Raw genomic sequence first — 20,719 nt, 5'->3', positions numbered from 1 at the left:
CATGCTGCCAAACCGCCCGCGGCCCGCGACCGGAGCGCCACTTTCACGTGAAAGCGGCCACTACGCGCCGGCGGCCCGGAGGTCCTTCCACTCGTCTTCGAGCATCGCGTAGATCAGCTCGTCGGTCCACTCGCCCTTGACGATCTCGTTCTCCTTCAGGTGCGCTTCCCGGCGCATCCCGAGGCGTTCCATCAGGGTGGCGGACGCGGTGTTGCGGCCGTCGCACCGGCCGACCACGCGGTGCAGCCCCAGGTCTTCGAAGGCCAGCCGCAGCAGTTCGGTCGCCGCCTCCGCGGCCAGGCCCTTGCCGTGGTGGTCCGGGTGGAAGACGAACCCGATCTCGCCCTGGCGGTGCTCGCTGCTGAGCCACTCGAGGTTCAGGTCGCCGATCAGCTGCCCGGTCGCGGCCAGTTCGACCGCCACGGCCAGGAACTGCCCTTCCTTCGTCAGCGTCGAGCTGTGGACGCGCTTCGCCAGCGCGGCGGCCGATTCGGCACGGCTGCGCGGGCCCCAGTAGAGGTAGCGGGCGACGTCCGCGCGGGACTGGAAGGAGTTCAGCGCGTCGAGGTCGCCGGGCGTGAACGGGCGCAGGAGCAGCCGATCCGTGGTGATCGGGTAGTCGGGCCTGAGCATGCGTCCAGGCTAGCGACCTTCAGCCGTCCGGGGGACAGAACGGGGAAACGCTGATCGCCGGACGGTCGTCCCGCGACGCCGGGTGGCATGACCTGCGCAGATGAGGAACCCCCGGGGTGCCTCTCAAGCGCCGTCAAACGCTTGAGCCCGAGCCGGACTGGTGCTCGGGAACCCCGGGGGCACGGTGACTGCCTGGTATTCGCTATCAGGCATCACGTGGAGCAGGCGATGAGCCAGAAGGTGGCTCAGCTGTAGCGCTGCTCAAAGTCCTCCACGTGCCATCCGCTAGCGGACAGCCACCTCACGAGTCCTGTTGGAATACAACTTTGGACCACCTCCTCTCTCGTGTACTTCCACGCTAGGCGAAGCTCCCGGGGTCCGGCAATGTCATTTTCGCGATCTCACTCCGCAGACCGGCTTTGCGCCGCTCACCGAGGAAGGACGCGTCGACGGCGTTCCCCGCGAGCCGGGCCAGCTCGGCCGCGGTGAGCCCGAGCGCTTCGGCGACGGCGACGTACTCGCCGGTCAGCGTGGCGCCGAACATCGGCGGGTCGTCGGTGTTGAGCGTGACGACGACTCCGTGGTCGAGCATGCGCCGCACCGGGTGCGCGGCGACGCTGCCGACCTGTCCGGTCCGGACGTTCGACGTCGGGCACACTTCGAGCGGGATCCGGTGCGCCGCAAAATGTTCGAGCAGGGCCGGGTCGGCGGCGCAGCTGGTGCCGTGGCCGATCCGCTCGGCGCCGAGGTCGTGCAGCGCGGACCAGATCGTGGCCGGGCCGGTGGTTTCACCCGCGTGCGGGACGCTGTGCAGCCCGGCCTCCCGCGCCCGCGTGAAGAACGGCTCGAACTGCGCGCGGCCGACCCCCGGCTCCGGGCCGCCCAGCCCGAAGGACACCAGGCCCTCAGGGCGTTCGCGCAGCGCGAACACGAGCGTCTCCCGGCCGGCGCGCACCCCCTTTTCGCCCGGGATGTCGAAGCACCAGGCCAGTTCCACGCCCAGTTCGGCGGCGCGGGCCCGGCCGGTTTCCAGCCCGGACAGGAGTTCGTCGCCGGGCACGCCGTCGAGCAGGTGGTTGTACGGCGTCACGGTGACCTCGGCGTAGCGGCAGGTCTGCGCGGCGAGGTCGGCGGCCAGGCCGGTCACCAGCGTGTGGACGTCGTGGCGGTCGCGGACCAGGGAGGTGACCGCGAGGTAGACGGTGAGGAAGTGGCTGAAGTCGCGGAAGGTGAAGAACTCCGCGAGCTCGCGCTCGTCGGTGGGGACGCCGGCGGCCGGCCGCCGCCGGGCCAGTTCGAGCACGGTCGGCAGGCTCGCCGAGCCGACCAGGTGGACGTGCAGTTCGACCTTGGGCAGCGCGTGCGCGAAGGCGCGCAACGCCGGCCCGGTCAGGATTTCGGGCATGACGAAGCTCCCTGGGAGGGCTTGGGGGGTGACGGGCTTCGGGCGCGCGCGGCTCAGGGAGCGAGGTCGCCGCGTTCGGTGTCGGCCCCGTAGAGCGGGAGCTTGAACGTCGTCACGGGAGCGAGTCTACTGCGGCGGGTAGGGCCCGGCCTGGTCTTTCGGGCAGAACCAGGTCGGGCGCCGCTGGACGTCGTGGCCCTGGGTGCGGACCAGCAGCCGGCCGCCGCAGCGGAAGCAGCCCTGGCGGGTCCGCTCGTAGACCCAGTTCTTCCGGTTGCGGTCGAGGTGGCCGGTGGTGCTCTGGTCGAAGCGGCCGGAGCGGGCGTTGGCCAGCAACAGCTTGCGGGCCAGCGCGACCGTGGTCACAGCGTCCACTTCGGACACCGGAACCCACGGCGTGACCCCGAGCAGGAAGGCGATCTCGCACTTGTAGAGGTTCCCGACACCGGCCATGATCCGCTGGTCGAGCAGCGCGAGCCCGAGTTCGCGGTCCGGATCGGCGGTCAGGTTCGCGACCGCGCGCTCCGCGTGCTCTTCCGTCCACTGTGGATCCAGCAGGTCCGGGCCGAGGTGGGCGACGAGGTCGTGTTCCTTCGGCGTGGGAACGAGTTTGAGGTCGTGCACGCGGAAGCCGATCACCTGCACGTCGGCCGCGGTGAGGAGCACGCGGGCGTGGTGCCCGGGCCGCCGCCACTTCGCGCCCGCCGCGTAGACGTCCCACATGCCGTCCATCAGCAGGTGCGAGTGGAGCGTCAGGTCGCCGGAGAAGCGCGTGAAGAGGTGCTTGCCGACCGTGCCGACGCCGAGCACCTCGCGCCCGGCGAGGTCCACAGTGGCCAGCTGGGGGACGCGGAACTCCCCGCGCAGCAACGTCTTCCCGGCCAGTGCCCGGTCGAAGCGCTTCCCGACGAGGTAGACGGTGTCACCTTCGGGCACGGTTCACCCCGCCGATTCGGACACCTCGGCCGGTGCCTCGGGCGTCTCCGGCGCCGGGCCTTCGGGCCAGTCCGGGCCCTCGGGTTCTTCGCCGGCGACGCGGTGCCGCCCGGCCCGGTTCGAGCGCAGGATCTTCGCCAGCACCATGTTGAACGTCAGCGCGATCTCCTGGGCACCGGGGGAGTGCCACTCGTGGATCGGGCTGCACGCGCCCTGCGCCTGCTGCACCGCGAGGCGGTCGGTGATCGCCGTCGGCATCACCAGCGAGCCGAAGTTCTCGCGCAGCTCGGCGATCCGGAACTGGTGTTCGTAGGAGCGCACGCGCAGCTTGTTGACCAGCACGCCGATCGGGCGCAGCCGGGGGTTGAGGTCCTTGCGGACCTTCTCGATCGCCTCCAGGGCCCGGTGCGCGCCCGCGACGGCGTACATCGTCGGCTCGGTGACGATGAGCGCGCTGTCCGCGGCGACCAGCGCCGACTTCGTCAGCCGGCCCAGCGACGGCGGGCAGTCCAGGATCACCAGCTCGTAGGGCAGCTCGCCCAGCGGCTCGTGGTGCAGCTCGTCGAGCGCGCGCGAGAAGTTCGCCAGCCGCTCGCTGTCGGCGTCGGGGTCGTTGAGCAGCTCCAGCTCTTCGGTGCCGACGAGGACGTCGACGTCCTCGCTCCAGACGCTGGACGCGATCGCGCGCGCGAGCATCTCCCGGGTGGGGGATTCGAGCACGTCCGCGAGGGTGGCGTCGGTGAACGGCGGGTCGAGCGAGGTGGTGGCGTTGCCCTGCGGGTCGAGGTCGACCACCAGCGTCCGCGTGCCCCTACGCAAGGCGGCGGAGGCGATACCGAGAGCGACCGTCGTCTTGCCGACGCCTCCCTTGAGGCTGAGTACGGCGACCGTGTGCACGACGACCAGCCTACGGGTGTGGGCGAGGCGCGCCGTCGGGCAAGGGGCGTTCACTCGAAGGGAGGAGCCGGGGAGGCGGGCGGGGGCGGGCACTACCCTGTGCGGCATGAAGACGGAGACCGTGGCCGCCCGGGGTTCGGGCGCCGTTCGCCGGGTGCTCGAGGCCGAGCTGAAGGCCGCCCGCGCCCGGGGCGTCGAACACCCCCGCGTCGTCGACGTGGGCGGCGGCAGCGGCGGCTGGGCGGTGCCGTTCGCGGCGGCGGGCTGCCGGGTGACGGTCGTCGAGCCGAGCCCGAACGCGCTGGCCACGCTGCAGCGCCGGGCGGAGGAAGAGGGCGTCTCCGAGCTGATCACGGTGATCGCGGACGACTCGGACGCACTCGGCAGGCACGTCGAGGCCGGCTCGGCCGACCTGGTGCTGGCGCACGGCCTGCTGGAGATCGTCGACGACCCGGCGGCGGTGCTGACGGCGCTGGCCACGGCGGTCGCCCCGGGCGGCGCGGTCTCGGTCCTGGTCGCCAACCGCCACGCGGCGGTCCTCCACCGGGCGCTCTCCGGCCGCGTCGGCGAGGCCCGGCAGCTGCTCGAGAGCGCGCACGGCGTCGTCGCGGGCGACACGGTGCTGCGCCGATTCGACGCGGCGGGCCTGCGCGCCGGGCTGGAGGCCGCCGGCCTGGACGTGACGCTGCTGCAGGGCGACCGGGTGATCTCGGACCTGGTGACCGGCGACGTCCGCGAGGACGACCTGGCGGACTTCGAGCGCGCGGCGGCGGCCACCCCGGCGTTGCGCGAGATCGCGGGCCGCCTGCACGCCGTGGCGCGGCCCCCGGCCTGACCGGCGGATTCCGGCCGTCGCGGTTCGGGCGGCCGGGAATTGTCGGTGGTGCCCGGTAGCGTCCGTGGCGTGGGGCGAAATGCTGAACTGCCGGGCGGGATGGCCCGGTTCCGCGTCCGGCCGGGTGAGCCGGCGCCGGACGACGCCGGCTGCGGGATGCTGCACGTCGACATGGACGCGTTCTTCGTGTCGGTCGAGCTGCGGACCCGCCCCGAGCTGGCGGGCAAACCGGTCGTCGTGTCCGGCGGCGGCCCGCGCGCGGTCGTGGCGGCGGCGAACTACCCGGCGCGCAAGTTCGGCGTGCGCTCGGCGATGCCCTTCTCGACCGCCAAGCGGCTCTGCCCGCACCTGATCAACATCCCGCCGACCTCGGGCCTGTACGGCGAGGTCTCGCGCGGGGTGATGGGGATCTTCCGCGAGCTGACCCCGCTGGTCGAGCCGCTGAGCCTGGACGAGGCGTTCTTGGACGTCAGCGGAGCGCTGCGCCGCCTGGGCGCGACGCCGGCTTCGCTGGGCGCGCAGATCCGGGCGCGGGTCGAGGCGGAGCACGGGATCACCTGCTCGGTCGGCGTGGCGAAGGTCAAGTTCGTGGCGAAGCTGGCTTCGGGCATGGCGAAGCCGGACGGCATGGTCGTCGTCCCCGCGGCGGAGACCCTGGCCTTCCTGCACCCGCTGCCGGTTTCGGCGCTGTGGGGCGTCGGCGCCCGGACCGAGGAGCACCTGAGGCGCCTCGGCCTGGACACGATCGCGGACGTGGCGGCGTTCCCGCCGGAGCGCCTGAAGAAGTCATTGGGAACGGCGGTCGGCGAGCACCTTTACCGCCTCGCGCACGGCGTCGACGAGCGCCGGGTGGTGGTCGACTCCCCGGAGAAGTCGATCGGCGCGGAGCACACGTTCGACGTCGACCGCCACGACCGGGCCGAGGTGGGCCTGGAGCTGCTGCGCCTGGCGTCCCGGGTGGGCGCGACGCTGCGGGAGCGGGGCGTCCGGGGCCGGACGGTGTCGATCAAGGTGCGCTTCGCGGACTTCCGGACGATCACCCGCGCCCGCACGCTGGTGTCGGCGACCGACGTGGCGCGGGAGATCCACGCGGTGGCGGTGTCGCTGCTGGCGGAGCACGCCCCGACGGGGGCGGTCAGGCTGATCGGCGTCCGGGTGGAGGGCCTGGACACCGGCGAGGTGGGGGAGCAGCTGCTGTTCGACTCCCCGGCCCCGCACTGGCGCGACGCCGAGGTGGCGGCAGACGTGGCGAGGTCCAAGTTCGGTTCGGCAGCGGTGCGACCGGCGTCGCTCCTGGCACCGCGGGATCGGTGAGGGCGGCGCGCGGATGATCTGATCGGGCGGGTTGGTGCGGTGAGCGCCATGGCGGTGGGTGGAGCGCTGCCCTCTACGGCCGGGCCCGCACCCTTCCGGCCGGCCCGCCGGAGGCCGCGGCACCGGCCGGCGTGCAGCCGCCAGGCCGCTGAACCGCACGCGCGGCGGGTGGTGCGGCGGCTCGGTCACCTGGCGGAAGCTGGAGCCCTGGGGCGCGCTCGGCAACTTTCCCGCCGCCAGCTATCCGCCTGCCGCCACCCACTCGCCGGCCGCCGGTCTGCCACCCGGTCGCTGGCCGCTGGCCTGCCACCCGGTCGCCTGCCGCCACACCTGGTCGCCTGCCGCCTGCCGCCACCCGTCGGTCGGTCGCCACCCGCCACCCGCTCGTCTGCCGCCGCCCGGCCGCCAGCCCTCGGCCGGCCGCGAGCCGGGCCTCCGAGCCCGCCCTCTGCCGGCCGTTCACGGAAGGTGATCTTCCGCTCGTGCCCCTTCCCCCACATCGCCGCACAAGCCGTCAACCGGTCACGATGGGCCATGGTGACCGTCCGCAACGCCCCTCCGGCGGGATTTAGCCCAATTCGATCCCTTCTGGATGCGGGATCGGGTAGTCGTGCGGGCGCGGGCCTCGTATCCTGGACAGTGCCACCCCGCCTGGGGTTGGCTGTTGGGTCCAGGACGTTGCGCGGCCCGGCGCCCGCGACAGCTGTGCCGGAGGAGGAAAGATGCCACTCTCCGAGCATGAGCAGCGGCTGCTCGATCAAATCGAGCGCGAGCTCTATGCCGAGGACCCCAAGTTCGCATCCACGGTGCGTGGCACCCGGTTGCGTCGCCCCGCTCGCCGACGGCGTATTCAGGGCATCGCCCTGTTCGTAGTGGGCGTGGCCCTGCTGGTGCTGGGCGTGGTGGTGCCGCAGTTCCGGGTGGCCGACATCCCGCTGATCAGCGTGCTCGGGTTCCTCGTGATGTTCTTCGGGGTCATGATGGCCGTCACATCGATTCGGCACGCCGCCGACGGGGACGGCAAGGGCGGTGGATCGGGCACCCGCGGGGGCAAGCAACCCGGGCGCCGCAGTTCTTTCACCCAGCGGATGGAAGAGCGCTTCCGCCAGCGCTTCGAGGAGCAGTAGCGCCGCAAGACCACGAGATCCGCGTCCGGCCACCAGGCCGGACGCGGATCTTCTTGTGTGCTCTTACGCCCGGCCCCGGCGGGTCACCCACAGCGGTGACAGCGGGTGACCCCCGGCCGGGTGAAGGACTTCAGTCGCGGTTGCGGAACAGAGACTTGGGGAACAGCCGGCCCTTCCAGGACAGCGGCGCGTTGCGGTGCAGGCTCCGCCGGAGGTGGTCGAACGCCGAGGGCAGCCTCGGGTCGCCTTCGCCCTCGCCGCCGTACCAGGACCGCTCCACCACGCCGATGACCGTGCGAAGACCCTCGCGGCCCTCGTCGTCCAAGTGGTGCTTCGCCGCCAGCTTCTGGCCGGCCACGCGGACCGTGTCGCTCGGGGGGATCGGCAGGCCGCGGTCCGCGCACTCGGCGCGCAGCTCGGACCACGCCGCGTCCGCCGCGCCCGGGCGGTGGCCGACGATCTCCTGCAGCCGCCGTCGCCTGCCGACGTCGCGCGCCGCCGACGGGCCCAGCAGGCCGGCCAGCAGCAGCACGACCAGCAGGCTGAACCACCAGGCCACCAGCCAGGTCAGCACGCCGAGCACCGCCACCCACAGCGCGGTGGAGATCAGCGGCATCCAGTTCTTCAGCACCGCGCGGAACCCGGTCAGCGCCGGCACGCTCTCCGGCTCGGCTTCCGGTCGTCTCCGGTAGAGCAGGCCCGCGAGGATCACCTGCATCGTCGTCAGCACCGCCAGCGTGAGCAGCACCGCCACCAGCACCCAGGCCCAGCCCGGCACGCCCGTGTCGGTCTGCGCCGGACCCTGCTCCGGGAGGTTCTGCCCGGTGTCGCGCGGGACGCCGGTGGGCGCCGCGCTCGACTGGACCGTGCTCGGCGCCACCTGGGTGTCGTCGGGCTGGTTGCCGTCCTGCGGGCCGGCCTGCAGGTACGGCGGGGTGATGCCGCGGCCGTCGGACAGCGGGGTCGGGTCGAACGTCACCCAGCCCTTGTCGCCGAAGTACGCCTCGACCCACGCGTGCGCGTCCTGGGTGCTGATCGACAGGTAGTCGTTGACCTGGACGCCGGGGGTGAAGCCGATCGCCACCCGCGACGGGATGCCCGCCACGCGCAGCATCACGGCCATCGCCGACGCGAACTGCTCGCAGAAGCCGCGCTTGCCGTTGAGGATGAAGTCGGCGAGCGCGTCCGCGTCGTTGGCCGGCGCGGTCTTCGTGTCGTAGACGAAGCCGTTCTGCGCCGTGAAGTACCGCCAGATCGCCGACGCGCGGTCGAAGTCGTTCGCCGCCCCCGCGGTCAGCTGCTGGGTCTTCGCGCGGACGCGCTCGTCGACCCGGTCGAGTTCCGTGTAGCGCGGCGGCAGGTCGTCGACGCGCGGGGTCACGCGCAGTTCGGCGGCCGTCGGTTCCTTCAGCGACGCGTATTCGGTGTACGACGGCGGGGTTTCGCTGCGCGTGGTGAACACCGTGCCGCTGACCTGGTCGTAGAGGTAGCCGTTGCCCGCGCCGTCGATCACCCGCGGCGCGCCGTACACCGGCAGCCAGTTGTCCCGCCAGCTCGCCGGCTCGACGTCGATCTTCCGCGCGGCGCCGTTGCCGTCGTCGCCCGGCGCCGCCGGCAGCTGCGGCCCGACCGGGACGCCCTGTTGCGAACGGCCTTCGTCGTGCAGGCCCCAGCCCTTGTTGGGGTAGTAGGTGTCCAGCGTCATCGCGCGCATCAGCCGCCGGTCGGTGCCGAGGCCGCGGACCTTGAACAGCTCGCGGTTGGACCCCTGGTCGAGCATCCCGCGCAGCTCGGTGAACGGCTGGATGCCGAACCCGCCGGAGCCCGCGCCGGCGCCGTTCCCGCTGGCGCCGAAGGGGATCCGCCCGACCGTGCCGACCCACGTGATCGCGCCGCCGAACAGGCCGAGCACGATCGCCGCGCTGACGACCGCGACCGGCGCGGACAGCACGCCCTGCTTGCCGCTGCGGCCCGGCGCTTCCCGGGTCCGCCAGCGCCGGTGCCGGTGGTTGCCGTCGACCGCCAGCAGACCGGCGAACGCCGCCCCGCCGAGCAGGAACGTCCACCAGGGCAGCATTTCCTCGCTCAGCGCGGCCGGCACGGCGTAGACGCAGAGCAGCACGAGCCCGGTCGCGGCCGGCGCCGCGGCGGCCACCGTGAGCGTGTCCACCAGGACGGCGACCAGGCCGATCAGGATCGTCACCAGGCACAGGATCGGCTGGCTGCCCTCGACCGGCGGCAGCCCGACCCGGATCTGCTCGGCGGCGGCGGACAGCGTCGTGCCGATCTCTTCGAACGCGTCCGGGCCGGGGATCACCTGCAGGATCCCGTTCGTGGTGAACGCGCCGGTGATGAGGAACAGCAGCACCAGCAGCTGGCCGAGGCCGACCAGGACGGTCGGCACCTGCAGGGAGCGCAGCGCCAGCCCGGTCGCGGCGATCAGCAGGACCGCGACGAACAGGTAGCCGAACCAGGCCAGGCCGGCTACGACGCTCGTCACCGACGTCGCCGCGCAGAGCGTCGCGATACCGGCGGCGGCCGGGGCGAGCAGGCTGCTCCGCCAGGCCGACAGCGGGTGCTGAGAAGACGGGCGCGCCGGGCGCGGGGGTGCGGAAGTGCTCATCGCTGACCGCCGATCAGCGTGTGGCCGCGGGCGCCGCTGCGGCTGAGCTCGGCCCAGACCTGCGGCATCGGCGAGCCCGGCCCGGCGACCACCACGCCCCAGCCCGACGCGCGCAGCAGCGCGGCCGAGTCTTCGGTGGCGGCGGCCCGCTGTTCGGGCGCGCTCACGCCCGCCGACCAGGTGGGCGTGTCGAGCAGGACGGCGAGGCTGCGGATGCCGCGCGGGCGGTACTGGGTCAGTTCGTGGACGGCTTCGGTGCTGACGGTGCCGAGCACGGCGATCAGCTCCTGGCCCTCGCCGGGGTCGCCGGCCAGCGTGATGTCCCGCTGGTGCGCCGGTTGCAGCGCGGCCAGCGCGTCGAGCAGGACGTTGTCGTAGTGGTCGCCGCCTTCGCCGGGGGTGTCGGCGAGGGTGATCCCGTGCTCGCTGACCAGCCGGACGCGGTGCCCGGACCGGCGCAGGTGCAGCGCGGCCGACGCGGTGAACGACACCGCCCACTCCAGGCTGGCGGCCGGGCCGCTGCCGTGGTGCGCGGCCGCGCGGTGGTCGAGCAGCACGGTGGTGCCGCCGCGCCACGGCCGTTCTTCGACGCGCACCATGATCTCGTCGCGGCGCGCGGTCGAGCGCCAGTGCACCTTCCGCAGGTCGTCGCCCTGCCGGTACTGGCGGACGATCACGTCGGCCTCGCCCTGCCCGGCGTGCAGCCGGACGGTGCCGTCGTCGCCGACACCGATCCCCGCGCCGCTCGGCAGGCCCCACAGCGGGACCACCCGGGGCACGACGACCAGCCGCGAGTGCCCGATCAGCTCGCGCTCGAACTCGCACAGCCCGAACGGGTCGGTGATGGTCGCGCGCAGCGGCCCGACCTGCTGGACCCCGCGCAGCACCGGCTGCAGCGGGTAGCGCAGCGCGACCCGGCGGTCGTGCGGGAGCCGCTCGACGACGAACCGCGGCCGCGAACCCAGCGCGTACGGCACGCCATCCTCGAGGAGGATCTCGCCGGCCGGCAGCCGGCCGCTGCGCCACAGCTCCAGCTGCACTTCGCCGTTGCCGCCGACCGCGACGCGCTGCGGGTGCAGCACGCGGGTGGCGCCGATGCGCAGCCGGGTCGCCGAGATGAACGCGGCGACCAGCAGCGGCAGCGCCACCACGAACACCGCCACGCGCAGCAGGTCGCGCTCGTTGAGCACGAACGAGCACACCGCGGCCGCGATCCCCGCGGCCAGGAGGCAGCGGCCGCGGGTGGTCAGGCCGGACAGGGCACGCAGCATGCCGTTCTCTTCCCCTTCGAGCGCCGGATCAGGGCCGGGAGCCCTGCGGCACCGGCACCCGGTGCAGCACCGCGCGCACGACGTCGGTCGCCGACCGCCGCGCCGCGTGGGCTTCGGTGGTCAGCACCAGGCGGTGCGCCAGGACCGGGACCGCGACCGTGTGCAGGTCGTCCGGTACGACGTAGTCGCGGCCCGACAGCGCCGCCTGCGCCCGCGCCGCGCGGACGAGGTGCAGCGTCGCCCGCGGGGACGCGCCGAGCCGGATCTCCGGGACCTGCCGGGTGGCCGCGACGACGTCGACGGCGTACCGGCGGACCTCCGGCGCGATGTGCACGGCGCGGACCGTCTCGATCAGGCGGTGCACGGTTTCGCCGTCGGACACCGGCTGCAGCTCTTCGAGGGGGTTGTGGCCGGCGTGCTCGTCGACCATCGCCAGCTCGGCCTGCTGGTCGGGGTAGCCGATGGAGACGCGCGCGGTGAACCGGTCGCGCTGGGCCTCGGGGAGGGCGTAGGTCCCTTCCATCTCGATCGGGTTCTGGGTGGCGATCACCATGAACGGCTGCTCGAGGCGGTAGGTCGAGGTGTCGACGGTGACCTGGTGCTCTTCCATGCACTCCAGCAGCGCCGACTGCGTCTTCGGCGAGGCGCGGTTGATCTCGTCGCCCACCACGATGTTCGCGAACACCGGGCCGGGGCGGAAGTCGAACTCGCCGGACTGGCGGTTGTAGATGGAGACGCCGGTGACGTCGCTCGGCAGCAGGTCCGGGGTGAACTGGATGCGGCTGACCGTGCAGTCGATCGACCGGGCGAGCGCCTTGGCCAGCGACGTCTTCCCGACGCCGGGCACGTCTTCGACCAGGAGGTGGCCTTCGGCGAGCAGGGTGACCAGCGCGATCCGGATGACGTCGGGCTTGCCGACCAGCACGCGTTCCACGTTGGCGGCGATCCGCCGGGCGGTCTCGTGCAGCTCGTCCAGCGACACTCTGCCGGGGCGGCCGGCGACCCGGCCGTTGCCCGTGGACTCCGCCGGGTAAGGCGGCCGCCCGGATGCCTGCTCGCCCGATCCGGGCGCCGCAGACTGGATTCTCGACGTCACTCGACCTCCTGGTGGCGCGTGGCCGCGCGCGTTGTGCGCACCGCCGGGCCGAAGCCCCCATCGCTGCTGTCCGCGCGCAGCGACCAGCCTTCCATCCAGTGTGTCAAACCCGGGCGAACCAGGGGCCGGAACCCCGCGAACCCGGGGGAATCACGCCCGGCACGGCGGTTGATGACACTGCGCAAGCAGGGACGATACCCCGAACGGGTGTGTTGTCACCCGATTCTGGGTGCTCCCGCTGACGGCCCGCACTGTCGTATGCTGCGTTTCGAGGTCGCCCGGCTACGGAGAGGCGTAACCGCTTATGAGCGAGGCGCGAGCGCAACCGCCGTTCGACTTGCGCGGCTTCGCGGTCGCGCCCGAGCTGGCCGCGGACGCCTTCGCGAAGCTCGGCCAGCTGCAGGACACCGTCGGCGAGATGGTCCGCGAAGCCAAGGTGCTCGGCCGGACGGTCCCGCTCGGCGGGGGGTACGCGGGGGAGCTCGGCCGGTTCATGGCCGAGTACGGCATCGGCGGCCAGGGGTCGGCCGTGCAGCAGCTGACGGCGTTCGGCAAGGAGCTGGAGACGCTCAAGCTCCGGATCTCGGAGGCGCTGGCGAAGTACCAGCACGCCGACGAGCAGGCAGCGGACGGGGTGGACTGCTCGGGTGGCTGATCGCTTGCGTCTCTTGTGGGTCCCGGTCGTGCTCGTGGCGCTCGCCGGCTGCGGGCAGGCCTCGCCCGGAACCGGGCCCGGGCCCGTCACGTCGGCCCCGCCGTCGTCGTCGACGCCGCCCGTCGCGTGGACCGGCCTGGCCGCGATGGACCCGTGCACGCTGCTCGGTCCCCAGGATCGCTCGACCGCCGGGGTGAGCGTGCTCGGCAAGCCCAAGGAGATCGCCGGCGCCCGCGCGTGCGACTGGACCGTGCCCGGCGCGTTCGGCGTCACGGTGACCCTCAGCGAGACCGACGGCCTGGCCGACCTCGAAGTCGCGAAGAAGACCGCGACCAAGACGACGGTCGGCAGCCACCCCGCGCTGAAGGTGATGGACAAGAAGGCCGCCGACGGCACCTGCGCCGTGCTGCTCGGGGTCGGCGACGCGGCCAGCGTCCAGATCGACGTCAGCAACAGCGGCTTCTCGGACACCCCCCTCGCCTGCCGCCGCGCGGGCACGGTGGCCGGGCTGGTCGAACCGAAACTGCCCTGACCACGAGAGGTGCGCCGTGCCCGACGCCCAACCGCCCGTCCCCACCGCGCGGTACGAGTCCTACAGCCACGAGGCCATGGCCGCGGAGGTCGAGGCGGGCAACGACCCGGTCGCCGCGGGCGAGGCGGGCGCGCGCTGGGACGAGCTGGCGAAACGGCTGCAGGAATCGACCGCCGAGCTGGCCGGGCTGATCACGTCGTCGCAGGAGAACTGGCAGGGCGGCGCGGGTGACGCGGCGCGGGCCGCGCTCGGCCGCGCCGCTGGCTGGCTTTCGCACTCCGCCGCGGTCTCGGCGTCGGTCGGCCGGGCGGTCGGCGCGCAGGCGGAGGCGGCCGCGCGGGCCCGGGCCGACATGCCGCCGCCGGTGGTCTACGACCCGGCGTCGATGATCCGGGACGCCGCGTCGTCCGGGAACCTGCTCGTGCTGGCGGGGCTGTCCGACGAGCTGGCGGCCCGCCGCGCCGAGGCGGAAGCCGCCCGCCAGAAGGCGATCGACGTCCTCCGCACCCGGGACGCGGCCCTGCACGGCCACGTGCCGGCCGAGACGTTCCCCGCCGCGCCGTCGCTGGGGCAGGCTTGATCCGCGTCTCGGCCTCGGCGTTCGACATCCTCTGGACCGACCTCGGCCACGACCGCCCGCCGGAGCCGCTGAGCGTGCGCAGCGTCGGCGGCACCGAGGAGGAACGCGCCGAGGTCCGCAAGGCGGTGTACGACAACCTGGCCGAGCGCGGGCTGTACGACGGTTCATCGCTGGAGCCCGCCCTCGCGGAGCGGCTTTCGCTGCTCGCCGAGGCGGAGGTCTTCGTCGCGTGCGAAGCGATGGCCGACATGACGGCCCCGGCCCCGTTCCGCGCGGTGACGGCGGTCCGCGGCCGCCGCGGCGTCCTGGCGACCCAGCCGGAGCAGACGATCGCACTGGCGGCGATCCGCGACGCCGAGCTCTGCACGGCGATCGTCGACGTCCTCCCGGAACTGACGGCCGGCCCGGGCTACGGGGTGAGCCTGCCTGCCTCGGCGCTGGCGGGCACGGTGGAGGACCCGGTGTTTTCCACCCGCGGCGCCGCTTCGGCGGCTTCGTCGGCGCAACTGCGGGAGGTGCTGGCGATCCAGGCGCGCCCGGTGTACTCGGCGGGGTCGTTCAGCGTCAGCCGCCGTTCGCCTTCGGGGCGGGTCGCGCGGATCGGCGGGTTGTCGTGGTTCGACACGGACGTGGGCGCGTACTGCGCCACGCAGACCGCGGGCCGGGGCGGGCAGGACTGGGTCAACGTGACCCCGGTGGACAGCACCCGCCTGGCGGCCCGGGTCGCCGCCCTCCTCACCCCCGAAGACTGACCCCCTCCCGCTTGTCATCCCCGTCTTGCGCTCCCCGTCTTGAATGACTCATTCAGGACCCCCGAAGACCTGAATGAGTCCATTCAAGACGCCAGCCGCACCGGGGGACGGGGCCGGATCGCCGCGGCACGGTAGGCGGCGACCAACTCGGCGATGACCGCGTCGGGGTCCGCGCGGAGCTTGCTCGGCACCGTTTGCACCACGGAAACGCCTGCCGCGGCGTAGCGGTTGTTGCGAGCGAGTGTCGCGGCGTACCCGGGCTGTTCGAAGTGGAACTCGTACGAGTCGATCTCCCAGGCCAGGGCCACGTCGTCCCACCACGCGTCCGGGGTGGCGACGTACCGGCCCCGCTCGTCGCGGAGTTCGAAGTTCCACACCGGCTCGGGCAAGCCGGCACGGCGCGGCAGGGCCAGGGCGTCGGCTTCGGCGGCCGACCGTGCGCCATGAGTGATCTCCCGCAGCACCGAGCGCGGCAGGGCGCTGCCCCTGGTGCTGCCGCTCTCCAGCTCGGTCGAGAGATCGGCCGGGTCGATCCTCAGCTGCTGCACGGCCTCGGCCAGCAAAGCCCGGACCGCCCCGCGGTTGGTCGACCGGCGGCATTCGTCGAGCACCGACCGGACCACGGGGGCCAGAGGCAGACCGTCGACGGGGATCGCGGCGGGCATCCGCGTCGTTCGTTCGACGAGGACGTACCCGCTGCTGGTGGTCTTCAGATGAGCGGGCAGGAGGAGGTGGATCGGTTCGCCCGGCCGAGCCGGCCGCCGCAGCCCTTGGCGCCGGCAGGACTCCACTCCCGTGACCAGTGCCCGGTCGCCGCAGTAGAGGAGCGCGCCTTCGACCAGCTGTCGGCGTGTGGGCTCGCCGGTGCGGAGCAGGACCACCCCGGGGAGGAGCCGCTGCCACGGCCGGCCGGGAAGGCACCGCCGATAACTCGTCCGCTGTGGTACGCCGAGGGATTCCAGGTGCGCCACGGTGATGACGCCCAGTCTGCTCGCCGCGAAGAGCGCCTCCGCGTCTCGGGCCCAGGTTTGTCTGCTCACCCGAAGATCGTCGCGCTGACCTCGGTCGGCCGACAGTGCATTCCGCAATCTGTGGACTACTCGCCGTCACCGGTTGGGCCTGTGGACAACTCGTCTGCCTCGCCAAAGGTCTTGAATGAGTCATTCAGGTCTTCGGAGGTCCTGAATGACTCATTCAAGACCTTTGGGCGGCGGTGGGTTCGGGGCTGCGGGGCCCCCACCGGGACCCACCTGGGAGCCCCACTTGGCCCCACCGGGTTCCCCCACGGGGCCCCACTAGGGGCCTCTGGGTTCCTTCGCGGCCGTTATGCGGACGCATGGGGAACAGCTGAGGTTGCTCCGGACCCCGCCGAGGGGGATCTTGGCCACCGGGCCCCACTGGGCCCTCCACCTGCCCCCACCTCGTTGACCTGCAAAAACGGAACACACGACGGAGTGAGCCGCCGGTTTCTCGCGTTGACTGTGGTGAAAAGTGGGGTACGGTGGTGGCCAGTGGGGCGGAAGGGAAGCCCTGGAGCCGTAGACGGTGGTTCGCCACCGGGTGCGGTAGGGAGGTGGAGGCCGTGTTCCTCGGCACCCACACCCCGAAGCTGGACGACAAGGGGCGGCTCGCGCTGCCCGCGAAGTTCCGCGACGCCTTGGCCGGCGGGCTGATGCTCACCAAGGGGCAGGACCACTGCCTCTTCGTCTTCCCCCGCGCCGAGTTCGAGCAGATGGCGCGCAAGGTCGCCGAGGCCCCGTTCACGAACGAGGCGGTTCGGGCCTACCAGCGCTACCTGTTCGCCGGGACGGACGAGCAACGGCCGGACGGCCAGGGGCGCATCACCATCGCGTCCGAGCTTCGCCGCTACGCGGGGCTCAGCAAGGAGTGCGTGGTGATCGGGGCGATCACCAGGCTGGAGATCTGGGACGCCCAAGCGTGGCAGGGCTACCTGGAAGAACACGAAGACAGCTACGCGAAGGCTCGAGAGGAAGTACTGCCGGGCGTCTTCTAGGCGTGCGGTCGCGGTGCACCTTCGTCGTCGGGGGACGAAGAGGTTCACCGCCCGCGCGACGAGGGGGAAGCCCACCCGGATGCCGTGAGGCCTCTGTCCGCTCAACAGCCCTGGTGCACCTTCCCCGGTACCAGGTCCGCAGCGGGCGGACAGGGACCTGACGGCATCCGCCATATTTCCCCCGGGCCGCCCAGGCGAGAGAGGGGGAGGGAACACATGACGGCACCCGAGCACGTCCCGGTACTGCTGGCGCGCATCGTCGAGCTCTTCACCCCCGTCTTCGCCGACCGCGACGCCGTCCTGGTGGACGCGACCGTCGGCCTCGGCGGGCATTCCGACGCCCTCCTCGAAGCGTTCCCGCGCCTCCGCCTGGTCGCCCTGGACCGCGATCCGGCCGCGCTCGAGAAGTCCGCGGAGCGCCTCGCGCGGCACGGTGACCGCGTCGACTTCGTCCACACCGTCTACGACGGACTCCCCGAGGCCCTCGACGGGCTGAACCTCGCGAAGGCCGACGGCATCCTGTTCGACCTCGGCGTCTCCTCCATGCAGCTGGACCGGGCCGAGCGCGGGTTCGCCTACGCCAAGGACTCCCCGCTGGACATGCGGATGGACCCGACCACCGGGTTCACCGCCGCCGACGTGCTGAACACCTACGCGCCCGGCGAGCTGATCCGGATCCTGCGGGACTACGGCGAGGAACGCTTCGCGCAGCGGATCGTCAAGGCCGTCGTTAAAGCCCGGGAACAGGAGCCGTTCACCACCAGCGGGCGCCTCGTCGAGCTGCTCTACGACGCCGTCCCGGCCGCCACCCGCCGCACCGGCGGGCACCCGGCCAAGCGCACCTTCCAGGCGCTGCGGATCGAGGTCAACGGCGAGCTCGAAGTGCTCCGCCGGGCCATGCCGGCCGCGCTGGGTGCCCTGAAGACGGGCGGACGGATCGTCGTCGAGTCCTACCAGTCCCTGGAGGACCGGCTCGTCAAGCAAGCACTGGCCGAGCTCGCGAAGTCGCGCACCCCGGAAGGACTGCCGGTCGAGCTGCCCGGACACGGACCTGAGCTGAAGCTCCTGACCCGCGGGGCCGAGAAGGCCGGCGAAGAGGAGATCGAACGGAACCCGCGCGCCGCCTCGGTGCGGCTGCGGGCCGCAGAGAGGATCGGAGAGCCGCGATGACCGCTCCCACGAAGTCCCGCCGCCGGGCCGCGCCGGCGACGCGGGGACGCAGCGACGCCGCCCGCACCTCGACCACCGTCGAGCCGGACCCGCAGACCACCCAGCCGGGCAAGGCCGCGCCCCGGCGCGGTTCGCGCGGCCGCACGTCCGCGGCCGAGCGCGCCTACGCGCGCCGCGCCCAGCGGGCCGACCTGCTCAAGGAGCGCGAGCCGCGCCCGGAACCGAAGGCCGCACCGGGGACGCCCGCGCCGAAGCTCAAGCTGAAGCTGCGGCTGCCCAAGTCACGGGCCTCGTTCGTGCTGATGATGATGGCGCTGCTGGCCGTCGGCGTGGCCACCACGCTGTGGCTGTCCACGCAGGCGATCGCCGACTCCTACCGGCTCGAGCAGCTGCGCACCGCCAACGCGAGCCTGGCCGAGACGAAGGAGCAGCTCCAGCGCGACGTCGCCAAGGCCGAGTCGCCCGCTTCGCTGGCCCCCGCGGCCCAGCAGCAGGGCATGGTGCCCGGTGGCGACCCGGCGCGGATCGTCGTCGGCCCGGACGGCAAGACCTCGCTCGTCGGCGAGCCCAAGAAGGCGAAGGCGGACACCCCGGCGGTGCCGGTCGCGCCGCCGGCCGCGCCCGCCGCGGGCACGCAGTCCCAGCAGGGCGCGCCGATCGAGGGCGACCAGCCCGCCGTGCCCGCCGAGGAGCAGCAGCCGCCGCAGCAGCAGCCGGGGGCCGGTCAGTGAGGGCTTCGAGCGGGGGACAGGTCCGCGCGCGCTCCGCGGGGAGCGCGCGGCGGACCTACGCCGCCGGGACGCGCAGCGCGGCCGCACGCCGGGGCAACGGCGGCAACCGCACCCGGTTCTCCGCCGTGCGCCTGCTGCTGGTCGCCGTGCTCCTCGTCGCGGGCGGGAAACTGGTGCAGGTGCAGTGGTTCGAGGCCGGGGCGCTGTCCGCCGCGGCCGAACGGCAGCGCACCCAGACCATCGACATCCCCGCCCAGCGCGGGTCCATTGTGGACCGCAGTGGCGCCAAGCTGGCGTTCAGCGTCGAGGTGCGCACGCTTTCGGTGAACCTCAAGGCGCTGCGCAAGAGCATGGACGACTTCGCGACGAAGAACCCCGGCACCCAGAAGACCTTCGACAACGAAACCGCCGCCGCCGCGAAGTACATCGCCGGCAAGCTGCCCAACGTCATCGGCGAGCAGCAGCTGCTGGACCTGTTCCACAAGCAGGCGTCCTTCACCTACCTGGTGAACAACGTCGAGCCGTCGATCGCCGCCGACATCGTCAAGCACTTCGCCTGGATCGGCGTCGAAAAGCGGGCGCTGCGCGAGTACCCGGGCGGCAGCCTGGCCTCGAACATCGTCGGCGCCGCGAACTGGCGCTCCGACGACCCCGACGTCTCCAAGCACAACCTGCACGGCCTGGTCGGGCTGGAGCTGCTGCGCGACAACGACCTGGCGGGTACGCCGGGCCGGATGATGGTCAACACCAAGAACGGCAGCGACAACGTCGTCATCCCGGGCACCGAGCACGACCTGCAGGCCGCGGTCCCCGGCTCGGACCTCGAGCTGACCGTCGACTCCGACCTGCAGTACGAGGTACAGCGCCAGCTGTCGGACTACGTCCAGCAGTCGCACGCCAAGGGCGGGCAGGCGGTCGTGCTGGACGCCAAGACCGGCGAGGTCTACGCGCTGGCCAACGACAAGACGTTCGACCCCAACGACCAGACGACCTGGACCAACGAAGACCTGGCCAACCCCGCGGTGACCACGCCGTTCGAACCGGGTTCGGTCAACAAGGTCGTCACCGCCACCGGCGCGATCGACGAAGGCATCGCGACGCCGGAGTCGACGATCCAGGTGCCCGGCGCGCTGCAGGTGGCCGACAAGACGGTGCACGACGCCTGGACCCACGGCACGCAGACGTTCACCACCGCCGGCATCTTCGCCAAGTCGTCCAACATCGGCACGCTGCTGCTCGCCCAGAAGATCGGCGAGGAGCACTACTCGGAGCTGCTCAAGCGGTTCGGCCTCGGCCAGCGCACCGGCGTCGGCCTCCCCGGCGAGAGCGCCGGCGTGGTGCCCGCGCGCAGCCAGTGGTCGGCGACGACGTTCGGCAACCTGCCGATCGGGCAGGGCCTGTCGATGACCGTCCTGCAGATGGCGGGGATGTACCAGGCGATCGCGAACGACGGCCTGCGCGTCGAACCCCGGATCGTCAAGGCGAAGGTCAACCCGGACGGGACGACGGTGCCCGAGCCGGCGCCGAAGAGCGTCCAAGTGGTCAGCCCGCAGACGGCGAAGACGGTGCGCGACATGATGCGCGCGGTCGCCCAGAACGGCAAGGGCCTGCAGAAGGGCACCGCGCCGACGGCGGCGGTCGAGGGCTACCAGATCTCCGGCAAGACGGGCACCGGCCAGCAGGTCGACCCGCGGACGAAGGCCTACAGCGACCACCTGTACAACATCACCTTCGCCGGCATCCTGCCCGCCGACCACCCGCGGTTCGTGGTGGGCATCCGGCTGGACGCGCCGGACACGACGCTGCCGGTCGGGCACTCCGCCGCGCCGCTGTTCCACAGCATCGCGTCGTACCTGACGCAGCGGTACCAGATCCCGCTGTCGGACGGCCCGTCGCCCGAGGTCCCGCTCATCGTCCAGTAAGCACTGTGCGTCAAAGCCCCCTCACGCGGGTGAGGGGGCTTTTTCGCGCCCATCGTCCACATCGGTCCGGAGCGCGGGGGAAGTCCTTGCGGGGCAACAAGGTCCGTGGCGTCGCCTAGCACATGTGCCTCAGCAGCGCGCAATCGCCGTACCGCGTGCGGGGGCCCGGAACGGCCGCCGGTAGCCTCTTGGCCGTGTCCGTGTCCTCGTCCAGTTCCCAGGTGCC

General features: G+C 72.6%; 19 protein-coding genes. 11 read left to right on the top strand and 8 right to left on the bottom strand.

The features are described from left to right. Positions 1-60: 60 nt before the first annotated feature. The 4 genes from AB5J73_RS44910 to AB5J73_RS44895 all read right to left on the bottom strand — a co-directional run bounded on the left by AB5J73_RS44910 (position 61) and on the right by AB5J73_RS44895 (position 3,871). Entirely contained in the window at positions 61-633 is a 573-nt protein-coding gene (locus AB5J73_RS44910; RefSeq protein WP_370965718.1) for a GNAT family N-acetyltransferase, read from the bottom strand. A gap of 358 nt (positions 634-991) precedes the next feature. Beyond that, complete coding sequence (add, locus tag AB5J73_RS44905) at positions 992-2,038, bottom strand: adenosine deaminase (protein ID WP_370965716.1); 1,047 nt, start codon at positions 2,036-2,038, stop codon at positions 992-994. A gap of 126 nt (positions 2,039-2,164) precedes the next feature. Continuing rightward, positions 2,165-2,974 carry a DNA-formamidopyrimidine glycosylase family protein gene (locus AB5J73_RS44900; RefSeq protein WP_370965714.1) on the bottom strand — a complete coding sequence of 270 codons (810 nt, stop codon included), beginning with the start codon at positions 2,972-2,974 and terminating at the stop codon, positions 2,165-2,167. Positions 2,975-2,977: 3 nt separating this feature from the next. Then, positions 2,978-3,871 (bottom strand): ParA family protein, encoded by an 894-nt coding sequence (locus tag AB5J73_RS44895; protein WP_370965712.1) that lies wholly within the window; start codon positions 3,869-3,871, stop codon positions 2,978-2,980. Positions 3,872-3,977: 106 nt separating this feature from the next. Here AB5J73_RS44895 and AB5J73_RS44890 point away from each other — a divergent pair, with 106 nt between their 5' ends. The 3 genes from AB5J73_RS44890 (at position 3,978) to AB5J73_RS44880 (ending at position 7,147) form a co-directional block, all read left to right on the top strand. Next, a complete protein-coding gene (locus tag AB5J73_RS44890; RefSeq protein WP_370965710.1) occupies positions 3,978-4,706 on the top strand; it encodes a methyltransferase domain-containing protein in 729 nt (242 codons plus the stop codon). A 99-nt stretch (positions 4,707-4,805) separates the two neighbouring features. Then, positions 4,806-6,020 carry a DNA polymerase IV gene (locus AB5J73_RS44885; protein ID WP_370973526.1) on the top strand — a complete coding sequence of 405 codons (1,215 nt, stop codon included), beginning with the start codon at positions 4,806-4,808 and terminating at the stop codon, positions 6,018-6,020. Positions 6,021-6,742: 722 nt separating this feature from the next. Next, positions 6,743-7,147, top strand: coding sequence for a DUF3040 domain-containing protein (locus AB5J73_RS44880; protein WP_370965708.1), 405 nt, complete (start codon positions 6,743-6,745; stop codon positions 7,145-7,147). A 130-nt stretch (positions 7,148-7,277) separates the two neighbouring features. Here AB5J73_RS44880 and AB5J73_RS44875 read toward each other — a convergent pair whose 3' ends face one another. The 3 genes from AB5J73_RS44875 to AB5J73_RS44865 are packed head-to-tail and all read right to left on the bottom strand — an operon-like array spanning position 7,278 to position 12,023. Beyond that, positions 7,278-9,770, bottom strand: coding sequence for a transglutaminaseTgpA domain-containing protein (locus tag AB5J73_RS44875; protein ID WP_370965706.1), 2,493 nt, complete (start codon positions 9,768-9,770; stop codon positions 7,278-7,280). Then, positions 9,767-11,041, bottom strand: a complete 1,275-nt coding sequence (locus AB5J73_RS44870) for a DUF58 domain-containing protein (protein ID WP_370965704.1) — start codon at positions 11,039-11,041, stop codon at positions 9,767-9,769. The genes AB5J73_RS44875 and AB5J73_RS44870 overlap by 4 nt, the downstream gene beginning before the upstream one ends. Before the next feature lie 28 nt (positions 11,042-11,069). Continuing rightward, the gene (locus AB5J73_RS44865) at positions 11,070-12,023 is read right to left on the bottom strand and encodes an AAA family ATPase (protein WP_370973524.1); all 954 of its coding nucleotides are present in this window, start codon (positions 12,021-12,023) and stop codon (positions 11,070-11,072) included. Positions 12,024-12,441: 418 nt separating this feature from the next. On the opposite strand from AB5J73_RS44865, the gene AB5J73_RS44860 reads away from it, so the two are divergent. From AB5J73_RS44860 to AB5J73_RS44845, 4 genes are all read left to right on the top strand, one after another. Continuing rightward, complete coding sequence (locus AB5J73_RS44860; protein WP_370965702.1) at positions 12,442-12,792, top strand: hypothetical protein; 351 nt, start codon at positions 12,442-12,444, stop codon at positions 12,790-12,792. Next, a complete protein-coding gene (locus AB5J73_RS44855; RefSeq protein ID WP_370965700.1) occupies positions 12,785-13,324 on the top strand; it encodes a DUF3558 domain-containing protein in 540 nt (179 codons plus the stop codon). The genes AB5J73_RS44860 and AB5J73_RS44855 overlap by 8 nt, the downstream gene beginning before the upstream one ends. Positions 13,325-13,400: 76 nt before the next feature. After that, entirely contained in the window at positions 13,401-13,904 is a 504-nt protein-coding gene (locus tag AB5J73_RS44850; RefSeq protein WP_370973522.1) for a PPE domain-containing protein, read from the top strand. Further along, a complete protein-coding gene (locus tag AB5J73_RS44845; RefSeq protein WP_370965698.1) occupies positions 13,901-14,656 on the top strand; it encodes an ESX secretion-associated protein EspG in 756 nt (251 codons plus the stop codon). Before AB5J73_RS44850 ends, AB5J73_RS44845 begins: the two co-directional genes overlap by 4 nt. 83 nt (positions 14,657-14,739) lie before the next feature. Here the strand turns inward: AB5J73_RS44845 and AB5J73_RS44840 are convergent, their stop codons facing one another. Then, positions 14,740-15,696, bottom strand: a complete 957-nt coding sequence (locus AB5J73_RS44840) for a hypothetical protein (RefSeq protein ID WP_370965696.1) — start codon at positions 15,694-15,696, stop codon at positions 14,740-14,742. A 542-nt stretch (positions 15,697-16,238) separates the two neighbouring features. Here AB5J73_RS44840 and mraZ point away from each other — a divergent pair. From mraZ to AB5J73_RS44820, 4 genes are all read left to right on the top strand, one after another. Beyond that, positions 16,239-16,670, top strand: coding sequence for a division/cell wall cluster transcriptional repressor MraZ (gene mraZ / locus AB5J73_RS44835; RefSeq protein WP_125314530.1), 432 nt, complete (start codon positions 16,239-16,241; stop codon positions 16,668-16,670). A 216-nt stretch (positions 16,671-16,886) separates the two neighbouring features. Further along, positions 16,887-17,840, top strand: a complete 954-nt coding sequence (rsmH, locus tag AB5J73_RS44830; protein ID WP_370965694.1) for a 16S rRNA (cytosine(1402)-N(4))-methyltransferase RsmH — start codon at positions 16,887-16,889, stop codon at positions 17,838-17,840. Beyond that, positions 17,837-18,571 (top strand): hypothetical protein, encoded by a 735-nt coding sequence (locus tag AB5J73_RS44825; protein WP_370965692.1) that lies wholly within the window; start codon positions 17,837-17,839, stop codon positions 18,569-18,571. Before rsmH ends, AB5J73_RS44825 begins: the two co-directional genes overlap by 4 nt. Further along, positions 18,568-20,493: a peptidoglycan D,D-transpeptidase FtsI family protein gene (locus tag AB5J73_RS44820; protein ID WP_370965690.1), complete on the top strand. Its 1,926-nt coding sequence runs from the start codon at positions 18,568-18,570 to the stop codon at positions 20,491-20,493. Before AB5J73_RS44825 ends, AB5J73_RS44820 begins: the two co-directional genes overlap by 4 nt. Positions 20,494-20,719: the final 226 nt, after the last annotated feature.

The sequence above is a fragment of the Amycolatopsis sp. cg9 genome (assembly GCF_041346945.1).
In the GTDB taxonomy this organism is placed as follows: Bacteria; Actinomycetota; Actinomycetes; order Mycobacteriales; family Pseudonocardiaceae; genus Amycolatopsis.
Note: the sequence above shows the minus strand (reverse complement) of the source record. Positions and strands in the feature narration are given on the sequence as shown.

Coding starts and splice junctions, on each gene's coding strand:
- AB5J73_RS44825 (WP_370965692.1), top strand. CDS start 17,837: ATGACCGCTCCCACGAAGTCCCGCCGCCGGGCCGCGCCGGCGACGCGG.
- AB5J73_RS44850 (WP_370973522.1), top strand. CDS start 13,401: ATGGCCGCGGAGGTCGAGGCGGGCAACGACCCGGTCGCCGCGGGCGAG.
- add (WP_370965716.1), bottom strand. CDS start 2,038: ATGCCCGAAATCCTGACCGGGCCGGCGTTGCGCGCCTTCGCGCACGCG.
- AB5J73_RS44875 (WP_370965706.1), bottom strand. CDS start 9,770: ATGAGCACTTCCGCACCCCCGCGCCCGGCGCGCCCGTCTTCTCAGCAC.
- AB5J73_RS44860 (WP_370965702.1), top strand. CDS start 12,442: ATGAGCGAGGCGCGAGCGCAACCGCCGTTCGACTTGCGCGGCTTCGCG.
- rsmH (WP_370965694.1), top strand. CDS start 16,887: ATGACGGCACCCGAGCACGTCCCGGTACTGCTGGCGCGCATCGTCGAG.
- AB5J73_RS44910 (WP_370965718.1), bottom strand. CDS start 633: ATGCTCAGGCCCGACTACCCGATCACCACGGATCGGCTGCTCCTGCGC.
- AB5J73_RS44885 (WP_370973526.1), top strand. CDS start 4,806: ATGGCCCGGTTCCGCGTCCGGCCGGGTGAGCCGGCGCCGGACGACGCC.
- AB5J73_RS44890 (WP_370965710.1), top strand. CDS start 3,978: ATGAAGACGGAGACCGTGGCCGCCCGGGGTTCGGGCGCCGTTCGCCGG.
- AB5J73_RS44870 (WP_370965704.1), bottom strand. CDS start 11,041: ATGCTGCGTGCCCTGTCCGGCCTGACCACCCGCGGCCGCTGCCTCCTG.
- AB5J73_RS44880 (WP_370965708.1), top strand. CDS start 6,743: ATGCCACTCTCCGAGCATGAGCAGCGGCTGCTCGATCAAATCGAGCGC.